Source organism: Aldersonia kunmingensis, from assembly GCF_001646865.1.
In the GTDB taxonomy this organism is placed as follows: domain Bacteria; phylum Actinomycetota; class Actinomycetes; order Mycobacteriales; family Mycobacteriaceae; genus Aldersonia; species Aldersonia kunmingensis.
The window spans coordinates 16,648-30,658 of the sequence record NZ_LRRB01000282.1 but is presented as its reverse complement, the minus strand read 5'-3'; the positions used below and the strand labels follow the sequence as shown (position 1 = coordinate 30,658).

Genomic DNA, 14,011 nt, shown 5'->3' with positions numbered 1-14,011 from the left:
GGAACGGACCGATCGGCATGATGCCCGCGTTGTTGACGAGCACGTCGAGTTGCCCGGAGTACGACTCGGCCCTGTCGAGGAATGCCGCGAATGCCTCTGGGTCCGAGACATCGAGCCGGTAAGCCGACGCACCCGAACCGATTTCAGCGGCAGTGGCCTCGGCAGCATCGAGATCGAGGTCCGCGATCGAGACGAGCGCACCCTGCGCGGCGAATGCCTTGGCGATCTCGCGGCCGATGCCTCGGGCACCTCCGGTGATCGCGACATGCGCGTTCGTCAGCGATTTTTTGTTTGGCAAGACGGGCACTCCCTGCACCGAATTAGCGAGTTGTTGACCGACCGTCAACTACGGCTACCCTAGCGGGTCCGACCTGCACACTCCGCGCCCCGGGCAGGTGCCGGGACAGGGCGTTTTTCTCAGTCCTCCTCGGATGCACCTGTCAGGAGAATTGTCGTCCGGCAAGGCCAAGGAGCCGAGAAGGGAGGTTGGTAGATACGCCCTAGTACCCTCACACGAATGCCGTTCCGCGCAGCATCCGTCCGCTCCCGCCGACTGCTCGGTGTCCTCGCCGCCTCGTGCGCGCTGGTTGCCGTGGCGGGCTGTGGTTCCGAGTCCGACGACGACGCAAGCACGATCATCCGGACCACCACGAACATCGCCGGTGCCGGCGTGGTCGGCGTCGAACGCGACACCACCGAGGCATGCCCCGCGCCTGCGGCGCCGGACGCGCCCGCGGGTGGCACCCGTGAGATCACCCACTCCGCCGGGGTCAGCTCGGTGCCAACCGATCCACAGCGCATCGTCGTGCTGAGCACACAGGCGCTCGACGCCATGTGCGCCCTCGGACTGTGGGAGCGCGTCGTCGGCGCGGCGACACTCGATGGACCGAGTCCGCAGCCGGGCTACCTCGGCTACGGGGTCTCGGCGATCCCGAGCGTCGGCACCGTCGGCAGCCCCGATCCCCGGCTGATCGAAGCGGCCCGGCCGGACGTCATCGTCGGCTCGGACGAGCCCGGGTCGGTGTCATGGGGCGAACTCGACGCCATCGCACCTACCGTGTTCACCGGAGAGGACGACTGGCGCAGCGAATTCCGTTCCACCGCAGCGGCTGTCGGCCGGTCCACCGCCGGCGCGCAGACCCTCGCCGACTATCAGCAGGATGCGGCCACGGCCGGATTGAGCGTCAATTCGGCACAGACCGAGGCCTCGGTGGTCAGATTCACCGCCGATGCGATGACCGTCCTCGGCTCGGATAGCTTCGCCGGGCAGGTGCTCGCCGACACCGGCACGCGCCGGCCCGGCCCTCAACGCGGCGACTCGTTCGAGGTGCAGACCGATGATCTCGCCGCGCTGGACGGCGACCTCATCTATGTCGTACCCGCCGGCGATGACGGCAAGGAATACGCCATCAAGGTGATGAAGTCCGACGACTGGCGAAAGCTCGGGGCCGCCGACGATCACCGGGTCTTCGCGATGGACGACACGGTGTGGAGCGGAAACGGCGTGACCGCCGCACGTGCACTGGTCCAGGACATCACCGAGTCGCTGAATGGTTATGTGAGCTGATCGTCGCGCGGCGTCTGGGCCACCAGCGCGCACCTTTCAGGTCTTCGCGCACGCCTGAGCGTGCGCGAGCGCGGCAAAAGGTGCGCGTTCAGTCCGACCAGGGCGTGGCGGGCCGCGACAGCTTTTCGCCGTCCACCGTGAAGTCCAGCTTCTCCTGGTAGAAGCAGATCAACCCGGTGATCTGGTGCATCTCGGGTGGCGGAGACTCATAGCTCCAGCCCAGATCGGGGCCCATGGCCGGATTGGACCAGTGCGTGGCGTGACCCTTGTAGGCACACGTGGTTGCCGTAGCGCTCCGCAACAGCGCGATCCGCACGTCGTCTCGCGGGAGGTAGTAACGCACAGGCAGCTGCGTCTCGAACAGCATCAGCGGTCGCCGCGATTCGGCGATCACTTGGCCCTCGTGTTCGATCCGCACCTCGCGGGTGCTGTTGCGCAGATCGATGTGGCTGAACGGGTCGCGCGGGTGCCCGAAGATCGGCTCCTCCTCCTCGAACCATTCGAAATCGTCGAAGTCCAGGACGACCAGGTCGTCGAGTTCGTCGGGCCGGAAGGTCGCGCCCCAGAGTGGACCGATAGTGACGGTGCCGGGAACACCCGAGCAGGTGTGATGCCCGAAGCCGGTACTCGGATCGAGGACCGGCGGCCCGCCGGCAGCCATGGTGACCGGTCTAGCGGGCGCCGATTCCAGCTCCGCCTGCGCGGGGGCGATGGCGAAATCCTCGACGGGAATCGCGTACGACGGGACCACCCGGCGCGGTTCCCAGACGAGGACGGCCCGGGTGGTGTCGGCGACGACAGCACCGCCGAGCTGCACGCGCACGCGCTTGGTGGAGGGTTGATATCGCAGTTCGGTAAGGGCGGTCTGCAGGTAAGCGTCCATACGCAGGACCATGGGCCCGATTCTCCCCGCAGGCGGCGGCGCGCGGCGATGGTTCGGAAAAGCTGCGATAAAGCTTTGGGAAAACTTCGCCGCGCTATGGGAAGCGAACCTAGCCGCCCGCCGTCTCCCACAGCCCGATCGTGTTGCCTTCGGTGTCGGTGAAGTAGGCCGCGAAGCCCATCTCCCCGACCGCGAACTTCGGTATGGATCCCTTGCCGCCGAGCGACTCGATCTTCTTCAGTGCCGCCTCGATGTCATCGACCTCGACCGTGATCACCGGGGTCCGCGGGTAATCGTCGGTGCGTTGGAACATCCCGCCGCCGATATAGCCCGGCTCACTCGGCATCCCATCGTCACCAGCGGGCCCTGTTGACACCGAGGTGTAGTCCATCCCCGGGATGTCCATAACTTGCCATCCGAAGGCATCCCGGTAGAACGAGCGTGCGCGGGCACCGTTGTCGTACGGCACCTCGAAGTGCACGATTTTTCCACTCATCACCGTCTCCTCGTTGTGCTGGATTTGGACGGTTTCGACGCTAGACCTGCCTACCGACAATGTGATGACGCTTCGATGAAAGGTGCGCGGACACGCGAAAGGGGCGGCTGCCGGGCCGACCTCCACACAGAGATCGGACCGCCGCAACCGCCCCTTCAGCGTGCGTGCTTTAGAACTCCCAGTCCTCGTCTTCGGTGTTGACCGCCTTACCGATGACGTAGCTCGAACCCGACCCGGAGAAGAAGTCGTGGTTTTCGTCGGCGTTCGGGGACAGCGCCGAGAGGATCGCCGGGTTCACGTCCGTCTCGTCCTTCGGGAACAACGCCTCGTAGCCCAGGTTGTTCAAAGCCTTGTTCGCGTTGTAGCGGAGGAACTTCTTGACGTCCTCGGTGAGCCCGACTCCGTCGTAGAGATCCTGGGTGTACTCCGCCTCGTTCTCGTACAGTTCGAAGAGCAGATCGAACGTGTAGCTCTTCAGCTCGTCGCGCTCGGCCTGCGTCACCTGCTCGAGGCCACGCTGGTACTTGTAGCCGATGTAGTAGCCGTGCACTGCCTCGTCACGGATGATCAGCCGAATCAGGTCGGCGGTGTTGGTGAGCTTGGCCCGCGAGGACCAGTACATCGGCAGGTAGAAGCCCGAGTAGAACAGGAACGACTCGAGCAGCGTCGAGGCGACCTTGCGCTTGAGCGGCTCGTCACCCTGGTAGTACTTCATGACGATCTCGGCCTTGCGCTGGAGGTTGATGTTCTCCTCCGACCAGCGGAACGCGTCATCGATCTCGCGCGTGGAGCACAGCGTCGAGAAGATCGAGCTGTAGCTCTTGGCATGCACCGACTCCATGAACGCGATGTTGGTGTACACCGCCTCCTCGTGCGGGGTGAGCGCGTCCGGAATCAGGCTCACCGCACCGACGGTGCCCTGAATCGTGTCGAGCAGCGTCAGGCCGGTGAAAACCCGCATGGTGAGCTGCTTTTCGTGTGCGGTGAGGGTGTTCCACGACGGGATGTCGTTGGACACCGGCACCTTCTCCGGCAGCCAGAAGTTGCCGGTGAGCCGGTCCCAGACCTCGGCGTCCTTCTCATCGGGCACACGGTTCCAGTTGATCGCGGAAACCCGATCGATCAGTTTCACCATCGTTCGTTCCTTTCCTGACCGGTCGAGTTGTTGCGAATGGCGCTCACAGCATGCACGAAACGCAACCCTCCACCTCAGTCCCCTCGAGAGCCATCTGGCGCAACCGGATGTAGTACAGCGTCTTGATTCCCTTGCGCCACGCGTAGATCTGCGCCTTGTTCAGATCGCGGGTGGTGACCGTGTCCTTGAAGAACAACGTCAGCGACAGACCCTGATCGACGTGCTGCGTTGCCGCGGCGTAGGTGTCGATGATCTTCTCGTACCCGATCTCGTACGCGTCCTGGTAGTACTCCAGGTTGTCGTTGGTCAGGTAGGGCGCCGGGTAGTAGACGCGGCCGATCTTGCCTTCCTTGCGGATCTCGATCTTCGACGCCACCGGGTGGATCGAGCTGGTGGAGTGGTTGATGTAGGAGATCGATCCGGTCGGCGGCACTGCCTGCAGGTTCTGGTTGTAGATGCCGTTCGCCTGGACAAGCTCCTTCAGCTCGCGCCAGTCGTCCTGCGTCGGGATCTCGACGCCGGCGTCGACGAACAGCTGCCGCACCCGGTCGGTCTTCGGCTCCCAAGCCTGCTCGGTGTACTTGTCGAAGAACTCGCCCGAGGCGTACTGCGACTCGGGGAAGCCCTTGAAGTACGAACCGCGCTCGATGGCGATCTTGTTCGAGGCGCGCAGCGCGTGGAAGAGCACCGTATAAAAGTAGATATTGGTGAAGTCCACGCCCTCTTCGGAGCCGTAGAAGATCCGCTCGCGCGCCAGATAACCGTGCAGGTTCATCTGGCCGAGACCGATTGCGTGCGAATCGTTGTTGCCCTGCTCGATCGAGGGCACCGAGTAGATGTGGGTCTGATCCGACACCGCGGTCAGCGCGCGAATCGCAACCTCGATCGTCTGCGGGAAGTCCGGCGAGTCCATCGTCTTGGCGATGTTCATCGAGCCCAGGTTGCACGAAATGTCCTTGCCCACATGGGCGTAGGACAGGTCGTCGTTGTAGGTCGACGGCGTCGAGACCTGCAGGATCTCCGAGCACAGATTGGAGTGCGTGATCTTGCCGGCAATCGGGTTCGCCCGGTTCACCGTGTCCTCGAACATGATGTACGGGTAGCCGGACTCGAACTGCAGCTCGGCGATCGTCTGGAAGAACTCGCGCGCCTTGATCTTCGACTTGCGGATCCGCTTGTCGTCGACCATCTCGTAGTACTTCTCGGTGACATTGATATCGGCGAACGGCACGCCGTAGATGCGCTCCACGTCGTACGGCGAGAAGAGGTACATGTCCTCGTTCTTCTTCGCCAGCTCGAAGGTGATGTCCGGGATCACGACTCCGAGCGAGAGGGTCTTGATCCGGATCTTCTCGTCGGCGTTCTCGCGCTTGGTGTCGAGGAAGCGGTAGATGTCCGGGTGATGCGCGTGCAGGTACACGGCGCCGGCACCCTGGCGGGCACCGAGCTGGTTGGCGTAGCTGAACGAGTCCTCGAGCAGCTTCATGATCGGGATAACGCCCGAAGACTGGTTCTCGATCTTCTTGATCGGCGCGCCGTGCTCGCGAATGTTGGTCAGCAGCAACGCAACTCCGCCGCCACGCTTGGACAGCTGCAGCGCCGAGTTGATTGATCGGCCGATCGACTCCATGTTGTCTTCGATGCGCAGCAGGAAGCACGACACCGGCTCGCCGCGCTGCGCCTTCCCCGAGTTGAGGAACGTCGGGGTGGCCGGCTGGAACCGGCCGGAGATGATCTCCTCCACCAGTTCGGTGGCCAGATCCTCGTCACCGGCGGCGAGGGTGAGCGCGACCATGCAGACCCGGTCCTCGAACCGCTCCAGGTAGCGCTTTCCGTCGAACGTCTTGAGCGTGTACGAGGTGTAGTACTTGAACGCGCCGAGGAAAGTCGGGAACCGGAACTTCTTCGAGTACGCGAGGTCGATCAGCGACTTTACGAAGTTGCGCGTGTACTGATCGAGAATCGCACGCTCGTAATAGTTTTCCTTGATCAGGTAGTCGAGCTTCTCGTCCAGGTTGTGGAAGAAGACGGTGTTCTGGTTGACGTGCTGCAGGAAGTACTGGTGGGCCGCCTCGCGGTCCTTGTCGAACTGGATCTCGCCGTCCGCGCCGTACAGGTTCAGCATCGCGTTGAGGGCGTGGTAATCCAGCCCTTCGGTGGATGCCCCCTGGGACGGAACGTGCTGTTCTACGCGCCCACTCTGTGCCACTGCTGTTGCCAAAACAATCCCAATCCTTCGCGGACGCGCTCAACGTCCTCGGCTGTCCCCATAAGTTCGAAGCGATACAGGTACGGAACCTGACACTTCTGCGAAATCACTTCTCCGGCATAGCAATACGTCTCGCCGAAGTTGGTGTTGCCCGCCGCGATCACCCCGGCCAGCAACGAGCGATTGTGCTCATCGTTCAGGAACCGGACCACCTGCTTGGGCACGAATCCCCCGCGCCGTCCGGTGACATGGCTACCGCCCCCGTAGGTGGGAACGATGAGCACGAACGGCTCCTCCGCTCGGAGGACGGCGTCACGGTCGTGCAGGGGAATACGTGTTGCTGGAAGTCCGAGACGTTCCACGAACTTGTGCGTGTTCTCCGATGCGCTCGAGAAGTAGATCAACGAACTCACTGGCCCGCCTCCCTCTTCAAGTCGCGTCGGACGCGTGCGAGTCGAGCGCGTCAGGCGGCGCTCGCGACGAGCGACTTGATCCGGTCCGGCCGGAAGCCCGACCAGTGGTCGTCACCGGCAACCACGACAGGTGCCTGGAGGTAGCCGAGCGCCATCACGTAATCGCGGGCGTCAGCGCTCTCGGAGATGTCGATCGAGGTGTACTCGATGCCCGCCTTGTCGAGCGCGCGGTAGGTCGCGGTGCACTGAACGCAGGCTGGCTTGGTGTAGACGGTGACGGTCATCGATGCCTCTTTCTCCGGCCTGGAAATTTGCTTCGCACTACTGATGCTGTAGGTGAAACGAACGCGCTAAAACTGCACGTCCCCGGCCGTACCGGACTGCCTTCGGCGGCTTGTTCGGGTTGGCCCTTTCAACGCTTCAGACACTACACCTTGTGTCTGACAGAAACTGCAAACACGACATGTTGCGAGTCACATCGATGAAATTCCCAGCTCGAGAGTCCTGCAGCAATCCCTTTTCCGGCGTGTCTCGGCGTGTCGCAGGTCACATTTCGGTGCCGCTCGCCCCCTGCCGGAACCCCTCGTTGATTTGACACGACGATGCCCACCGCTCGGGTGCTTTCGCACCCAATTGGTGGGCATCGGTCGACAGAATGTGGGCGCATGGCGCGCCTGCGCGGGTCAGACCGCGACGAGCTCCGCCTGCGCGGCGTCGACGAGGCGGCGAACGACGTCACCGATCTGCTCGGCAACCTCGTTGTTCTCGCGCGGGTGCAACTCACCGAACTTCTGCGTGGTGCCGCCGAGGCTCAGCGCAACGTCCTCGAGCACCTTGCCGCCGGCGATCGTGACGGCCTTGCGGGTGTCGTCGTGAGCCCACTTCGCGCCATTCGGGCTCGGCGACGCGCTGATCACCGCAACCGGCTTGCCGGCCGCAGCGCCGGAGCCGTACGGGCGGGACAGCCAGTCGATCGCGTTCTTCAGCACAGCCGGAATGGTGCCGTTGTATTCCGGGGTGACGAGCAGCAGCGCGTCCGCAGCGCCGGCGGCCTCACGCAGCGCCTCCACGGTCGCGGGAATAGCGCCGGCGACGTCGATGTCTTCGTTGTAGAAGGGAACCTCGGCGAGCCCTTCGTAAATCGCGACCTCGGTACCTTCCGGGGCCACATGCGCGGCCGTCTCCGCGAGCTGCCGGTTAACCGAGCCGGAGCGGAGGCTGCCCACCAGTGTCAGTACGCGCGTTGTCGCCATGTTCGTCACCCTTCGTGTTGTTTCGATTGCGACCAGCATAACCGGACTGCGGTCCGATTGTATTCCCGGGGGTTTACCATCGATCTCGTGCCGATGTCCGAACCGCTCCCCATCTCCGCAGGACAGACTGCGGGCGATGGAGCATTGCCGCTGGTTGGCGGCAGTTCCGAACGCTGCGACGCGGCGCGTAACCGACGACTGCTGCTCGATGCCGCGGCGATCCTCGTCGCCGAGCGCGGCGTGGACGCGGTCACCATGGATGCGCTTGCTGCCGCCGCCGGTGTCGGCAAGGGCACCGTTTTCCGGCGTTTCGGCAGCCGAGCGGGGCTGATGCTCGAACTGCTCGATCACAGCGAAACGGAACTGCAGGGCGCGTTCATGTTCGGCCCGCCGCCGCTCGGTCCAGGGGCAGACCCGGTCGACCGCCTCGTCGCGTTCGGTCACGCGCGATTGGCGATGGTGGAGACCCAGGGCGACATCATGCGCGCTGCAAAGGCGACGCCCTTCTCACGCTTCGAAGCGCCTCCGCACCTGGTGTCGGTGACGCATGTGTCGACACTGCTGCGCGAGGCCGGACGGCACGAGCACGTGCGCCTGCTCGCCGACACCCTGATCGCCCCACTGGACGCCGATCTCGTACTGCATCAACTGCGCGAATTGCGTATCCCGCTAGCGGAAATCGCCGACAACTGGGCTCGCCTTGCCCGCCGGATGGCGGCCCCGGAGTAGCCGAACTTAGGCGGGGCTATGGTGTTCGACCATGTGGAAGACCGGTCTGATTGCCGCGGTTGCCCTGATTGGGCTTGCCGCTTGTTCCAATGACTCCGACGACGCCGCGAACAACTCGGCCGAATCGGCTCCCGTGGGCCACGACTACGTGTCCACCGAGGTGGTCGGCTCGCCCATTCCGGGCGGTGGACCGCTCGAACTCGGCTTGCAGGAATCGGACAAGGCGACGCTGTTCGCCGGCTGCAATACGGCGACTGCCGCGGTCGATCTGTCCAACGGCACGTTCGTTGTGACCGGCCTCGAATCCACCACCAACGAATGCTCTGCCGAGACGATCGGCGCCGACGGCTGGATCTCCGACCTGCTCCAGCGCCAGCCCACCTGGACGCTCGACGGAACCACCCTCACCCTCACCGCCGGCAACCAGATCGTGACGCTCGCGCAGAAGTAGCGCCTGATCCGACGCATCCCCGCCCGGCGACATCTTTGACATACTCGGAGCGCCGGAGCAGATTGGCATTTCGAGGGCACCGTTCGCCGCCGAAATGCGCATACGCGAGGGGAGTCGGGGTTGAGCAGCACAACCGAGCGGAAGTCCCGACCCGAACCGGCGACATCGTTCGACGTGCTCGTCGCGGGCCGCTGCGGTGTCGATCTCTACCCCCTGCAAACCGGCGTCGGCCTCGAGGACGTCACCTCGTTCGGCAAGTTCCTGGGCGGCAGCGCCGCGAACGTCGCGGTCGCTGCTGCCCGGCTCGGTAACCGGGCCGCGCTCATCTCGGGCGTCGGCTCGGACCCGTTCGGCACGTTCGTGCGCAACGCGCTCACCGAGCTCGGTGTCGACGACCGCTACGTGCGGACCGACGACGAGTGTCCGACGCCGGTGACGTTCTGTGAGATCTTCCCGCCGGACCGGTTTCCGATCTACTTCTATCGCCAGCCGAGCGCCCCCGACCTCCGGATCGAGGCGGCCGAACTCGACCTCGACGCCATCGCGGCAGCACGCTTGTACTGGTCAACGGTCACCGGACTATGCGAAGAACCAAGCCGCGCAACGCATTTTGCCGCCTGGGCCGCCCGTGGCGCGCGCGCAGCGAATACCGTGCTTGACCTCGACTACCGTCCCGCGTTCTGGGATTCGGCCGCCGAGGCAGGCGAGCTCGTCCGCGCGGCACTGCAACACGTGAGTGTCGTGGTCGGCAACCAAGAGGAATGCGAGATAGCGGTCGGCGAGACGAACCCCGATCGCGCCGCGGACGCACTGCTGGATCTCGGCGTGGAACTCGCGATCGTGAAACAGGGCCCGCGGGGCGTACTGGGCCGTACCCGGCACGAGTCGGTGACCGTGCACGCCCACGACATCGAGGTCGTCAACGGCCTCGGCGCCGGTGACGGATTCGGCGGCAGCGTGTGCCACGGACTGCTCTCGGACTGGCCGCTCGAGAAGACGCTTCGCTACGCGAATGCCGCGGGCGCGATCGTCGCGTCCCGACTCGAATGCTCCACAGCAATGCCGACCGCCGAGGAGGTTGCCGCCCTGGCCGACCCATTCACGGAGGCGGCCAATGCCTGACTCCGTACGCACCGAGCACTACATCCCCGCCCGAAGCGCCGCTCCCCCGTGCACCGTCGACATCACCCCCGAGTCGGCCGGGTGGTCCGAGTCGAGCCTGCGCGTCGTCGAACTCGACGCCGATGCCGCGTTGGCGCTGCACACCGAGCGCGACGAGGTGATGATCCTCCCGCTGGCCGGTGGCGGCAGCATCGAATGCATGCATGAGACGTTCGAGTTATCCTCTCGCGCTTCGGTTTTCGACGGACCCTCCGACATGGTCTATCTCGGCATCGGTCAGTCCTACCGACTGCGCGGCACCGGCCGATTCGCGATCTGCGGTGCGCGGGCAGAAGTGTCGCTTCCGAACCGGCGGGTCGCCGCCGCGGACGTGCCGGTGGAACTTCGCGGAGCCGGAAACTGCAGTCGCCAGGTCCACAACTTCGGTGCCGCAGACACTTTCGAGGCAGCATCGCTGATCGCCGTCGAGGTCATCACTCCCGCGGGAAACTGGTCGAGCTATCCCGCGCACAAACACGACGAGCATTCCGCGGTCGAATCCGAACTGGAGGAGATCTATTACTTCGAGATCGCTGACGGGACAGCCGGTCCCGGGTTCGGGTATCACCGGGTGTACGGCACCCCGGAGCGACCGATCGACGTGCTCGCCGAGGTCCGCACCGGCGATGTCGTGCTGGTCCCGCACGGATACCACGGACCGTCGATGGCCGCGCCCGGGTTCCACATGTACTACCTCAACGTGATGGCCGGCCCCGAGCGTGCCTGGCGCGTGACGTTCGATCCGGCGCAGGACTGGGTACGCGGTACCTGGGCTGATCAATCGGTCGACCCACGCCTGCCGTTGCACCGCCCGACGTCGATCGCCACAGCACGAGGAGCATGACCGTGGTAGCCACCCCACCGCCCCCAGTCGACACCGAACTTACGGTCCGGCTGACGGTCGGGCAGGCAGTGGTGCGGTTCCTCGTCGCGCAGTACGTCGAGCGCGACGGCCTGCGAAACCCGTTCTTCGCGGGCGCTTTCGGCATCTTCGGCCACGGCAACCTCGCCGGACTCGGGCAGGCATTGCTGCAGCACGAAATCGATGCGGCACGGGCGCACACCGCACCCGCCCTGCCATTCGTATTCGGACGCAACGAACAGGCGATGGTGCACAGCGCAGTCGCCTACGCGAGACAGTCCGATCGCACCCGGTGCTGGGCAGTCACAACGAGCATCGGGCCCGGTGCGACGAACATGCTCACCGGGGCGGCCCTCGCCACGATCAACCGGCTGCCGGTCCTGCTGCTGCCTGCCGATGCCTTCGCCACCCGGTCCAGTCCACCGGTGCTGCAGGAGCTCGAATCGGCGACCAGTGGCGACATCACGGTTAATGACGCGTTCCGGCCGCTCTCCCGGTTCTTCGACCGTGTCAACCGCCCCGAACAGCTACCGGCCGCGCTACTCGGCGCGATGCGGGTACTCACCGATCCCGCCGAGACCGGCGCTGTCACCATCGCGCTCCCCCAGGACGTGCAGGCCGAGGCATTCGACTGGCCGGAAATGCTCTTCGCGCAACGGATCTGGCACATCCGCCGCCCACCACCGGAGACTGACGCGATCGCGCGCGCAGCCGAGGCGATCCGGTCGTCCGTCCGGCCGCTGATCGTCGCCGGCGGCGGCGTCGTCTACTCCCGCGCCTCGGAGGCCCTCGCGAGTCTCGCTGAGCGGACCGGGATTCCGGTTGCGGAGACGCAGGCAGGCAAGGGGAGCTTGTCGTTCGACGACCCGCGTTCGGTGGGCGCGATCGGGGCCACCGGGACTTCGGCCGCCAACGAACTCGCCGCCGACGCGGACATTGTGATCGGAATCGGGACGCGCTACAGCGATTTCACCACCGCATCGCGCACCGCCTTCGCCAACCCGGACGTGCGGTTCGTGAACATCAACATTGCCGCGCTCGATGCGGTCAAGCACTCGGGAATAGGCGTGGTCGCCGATGCCCGCGAGGCCATTGCCGCGCTGGCTACCGCGCTCGGCGACTACCACGTCGACGCCGACTACCGGGTGCTCGCCGCCGAACTCGCGACCGAGTGGGACGAGAAGGTCTCTGCCGCTTACCGCGTCCACGATCCGAGTGCGCCGCTGTCCCAGGTTCAGGTAATCGGCCTGGTGAACGCGCTGGCCGAACCCCGCGATGTGGTGGTGTGCGCCGCTGGCTCCATGCCCGGTGAACTGCACCGTCTGTGGCGGACGCGCGATCGGAAGAGTTACCACGTGGAATACGGCTACTCCTGTATGGGATACGAGATCGCCGGCGGAATCGGGGCGAAGCTGGCGGCGCCGGACCGCGAGGTCTTCGTCCTGGTCGGGGACGGCTCCTACCTGATGATGCCGGGCGAATTGGCCACCGCCGTCCAGGAGGGCGTCAAGATCATCGTGGTGCTGGTGCAGAACCACGGGTTCGCCTCGATCGGTGCGCTCTCGGAGTCCTTGGGCAGCGGGAGGTTCGGCACCGAGTACCGCTACCGCGGCGGCCCAATGGATGGCGAGCGACTCCCTGTCGATCTCGCCGCGAATGCGGCAAGCCTCGGCGTCCAGGTGATGCGCGCGAACACCGCCGCCGAGTTCGCGGATGCGGTGAAACACGCCAAGGACGCCGACGTGAGCACGGTGATCCACGTCGAGACCGATCCGCAGGGTTCCGCCCCGGACAGCGAATCCTGGTGGGACGTCCCGGTTGCCGGTACCTCGACACTGGAATCCACGCGTGAGGCTCACGAGACCTACCTCCGCTGGAAGCAGCTGCAACGCAACTACCTTCGCCCCTCCGGCGACTGACCCGCGAAAGGAACTTGGCCATGGGCACGATCCGCGTCGGCACCGCACCCGACTCGTGGGGTGTCTGGTTCGCCGAGGATCCGCGGCAAACCCCGTACACCCGATTCCTCGACGAGGCTGCCTCGGCGGGATACCGATGGATCGAGCTCGGCCCCTACGGATACCTGCCCACCGATCCGGCCCTGCTGCGCGACGAAGTCGCCGCACGCGAGCTGAGGGTCTCCGCGGGAACGGTTTTCGAGCATCTGCATCGCGGCGACTCGTGGGCGGCAGTGTGGGCGCGCGTCGCCGATGTCGCAAAGCTGACCGCCGCGGTCGGCGGCGACTACGTGGTCGTCATCCCCGAGATGTGGCGTGATCAGGGCACCGGCGCGGTGCTCGAGCCTGGCGAACTCACCGCGGAGCAGTGGAAACACAAGGCCGACGGGATGTCCCGGCTCGGGCGCGCGATGTACGAGAAGTACGGGGTCCGCGCGCAATATCACCCGCACGCCGACAGCCATATCGACACCGAGGAGAACATCTACCGCTTCCTCGATGCGACCGATCCTGCGTTCGTCGACCTGTGTCTGGATACCGGGCATGCCGAGTACTGCGGCGGCGACAGTCTCGCGATCATCGCGCGAGCCGCCGACCGCCTCGGCTATCTGCATCTCAAGCAGGTGGACCCCGAGGTGCGGACCAAGGTCTTGGCGGAGGATCTGCCGTTCTCCGAGGCGGTCCGGCTCGGCGCCATGGTCGAACCCCCGCACGGTGTGCCGGATCTGCCGCCGGTACTTGCGGCGATAGCGGAGCTCGATGTCGACGTGTTCGCGATCGTCGAGCAGGACATGTACCCGTGCGACGCCGATACGCCGTTACCGGTCGCGCAACGCACCCGGCGCTACCTGGCGGGTTGCGGCGGCCCGGCAATTCGATTCGACTGAGGCGGGG

At 65.2% G+C, this 14,011-nt stretch carries 15 protein-coding genes; 7 read left to right on the top strand and 8 right to left on the bottom strand.

All coding sequences use genetic code 11. The features are described 5' to 3' along the window. Positions 1-298: SDR family NAD(P)-dependent oxidoreductase (locus A8G08_RS22540; RefSeq protein ID WP_157108742.1), on the bottom strand; the 298-nt coding region annotated here is incomplete at its 3' end. 219 nt (positions 299-517) lie between these two features. Between A8G08_RS22540 and A8G08_RS22535 the strand changes: the two genes are divergently transcribed. Then, positions 518-1,567, top strand: a complete 1,050-nt coding sequence (locus tag A8G08_RS22535) for an ABC transporter substrate-binding protein (RefSeq protein WP_068279054.1) — start codon at positions 518-520, stop codon at positions 1,565-1,567. Positions 1,568-1,655: 88 nt separating this feature from the next. Here A8G08_RS22535 and A8G08_RS22530 read toward each other — a convergent pair whose 3' ends face one another. The 7 genes from A8G08_RS22530 to A8G08_RS22500 form a co-directional block, all read right to left on the bottom strand. After that, positions 1,656-2,462 (bottom strand): DUF427 domain-containing protein, encoded by an 807-nt coding sequence (locus A8G08_RS22530; RefSeq protein WP_068279053.1) that lies wholly within the window; start codon positions 2,460-2,462, stop codon positions 1,656-1,658. A gap of 97 nt (positions 2,463-2,559) precedes the next feature. Continuing rightward, positions 2,560-2,946, bottom strand: coding sequence for a VOC family protein (locus tag A8G08_RS22525; RefSeq protein WP_068279052.1), 387 nt, complete (start codon positions 2,944-2,946; stop codon positions 2,560-2,562). A 169-nt stretch (positions 2,947-3,115) separates the two neighbouring features. Further along, the gene (gene nrdF / locus A8G08_RS22520; RefSeq protein ID WP_157108741.1) at positions 3,116-4,081 is read right to left on the bottom strand and encodes a class 1b ribonucleoside-diphosphate reductase subunit beta; all 966 of its coding nucleotides are present in this window, start codon (positions 4,079-4,081) and stop codon (positions 3,116-3,118) included. A gap of 43 nt (positions 4,082-4,124) precedes the next feature. Beyond that, entirely contained in the window at positions 4,125-6,230 is a 2,106-nt protein-coding gene (gene nrdE / locus A8G08_RS22515) for a class 1b ribonucleoside-diphosphate reductase subunit alpha (RefSeq protein WP_281182175.1), read from the bottom strand. A 38-nt stretch (positions 6,231-6,268) separates the two neighbouring features. Beyond that, the gene (gene nrdI, locus A8G08_RS22510) at positions 6,269-6,703 is read right to left on the bottom strand and encodes a class Ib ribonucleoside-diphosphate reductase assembly flavoprotein NrdI (RefSeq protein WP_068279048.1); all 435 of its coding nucleotides are present in this window, start codon (positions 6,701-6,703) and stop codon (positions 6,269-6,271) included. 50 nt (positions 6,704-6,753) lie between these two features. Beyond that, positions 6,754-6,987: a glutaredoxin-like protein NrdH gene (gene nrdH / locus A8G08_RS22505; RefSeq protein ID WP_068279047.1), complete on the bottom strand. Its 234-nt coding sequence runs from the start codon at positions 6,985-6,987 to the stop codon at positions 6,754-6,756. 399 nt (positions 6,988-7,386) lie between these two features. Then, positions 7,387-7,956 (bottom strand): NAD(P)H-dependent oxidoreductase, encoded by a 570-nt coding sequence (locus A8G08_RS22500; protein ID WP_068279046.1) that lies wholly within the window; start codon positions 7,954-7,956, stop codon positions 7,387-7,389. 93 nt (positions 7,957-8,049) lie between these two features. Between A8G08_RS22500 and A8G08_RS22495 the strand changes: the two genes are divergently transcribed. From A8G08_RS22495 to A8G08_RS22470, 6 genes are all read left to right on the top strand, one after another. Then, positions 8,050-8,685 carry a TetR/AcrR family transcriptional regulator gene (locus A8G08_RS22495; RefSeq protein WP_068279044.1) on the top strand — a complete coding sequence of 212 codons (636 nt, stop codon included), beginning with the start codon at positions 8,050-8,052 and terminating at the stop codon, positions 8,683-8,685. A 31-nt stretch (positions 8,686-8,716) separates the two neighbouring features. Next, positions 8,717-9,136 carry an META domain-containing protein gene (locus tag A8G08_RS22490; RefSeq protein ID WP_068279042.1) on the top strand — a complete coding sequence of 140 codons (420 nt, stop codon included), beginning with the start codon at positions 8,717-8,719 and terminating at the stop codon, positions 9,134-9,136. 120 nt (positions 9,137-9,256) lie between these two features. After that, positions 9,257-10,258 (top strand): 5-dehydro-2-deoxygluconokinase, encoded by a 1,002-nt coding sequence (gene iolC, locus A8G08_RS22485; RefSeq protein WP_068279040.1) that lies wholly within the window; start codon positions 9,257-9,259, stop codon positions 10,256-10,258. Continuing rightward, positions 10,251-11,141 (top strand): 5-deoxy-glucuronate isomerase, encoded by an 891-nt coding sequence (iolB, locus tag A8G08_RS22480; protein WP_068279036.1) that lies wholly within the window; start codon positions 10,251-10,253, stop codon positions 11,139-11,141. The genes iolC and iolB overlap by 8 nt, the downstream gene beginning before the upstream one ends. Next, positions 11,138-13,078, top strand: coding sequence for a 3D-(3,5/4)-trihydroxycyclohexane-1,2-dione acylhydrolase (decyclizing) (gene iolD, locus A8G08_RS22475; protein ID WP_157108740.1), 1,941 nt, complete (start codon positions 11,138-11,140; stop codon positions 13,076-13,078). The genes iolB and iolD overlap by 4 nt, the downstream gene beginning before the upstream one ends. Positions 13,079-13,098: 20 nt before the next feature. Then, the gene (locus tag A8G08_RS22470) at positions 13,099-14,004 is read left to right on the top strand and encodes a sugar phosphate isomerase/epimerase family protein (protein WP_068279034.1); all 906 of its coding nucleotides are present in this window, start codon (positions 13,099-13,101) and stop codon (positions 14,002-14,004) included. The last annotated feature ends 7 nt before the right edge of the window (positions 14,005-14,011 follow it).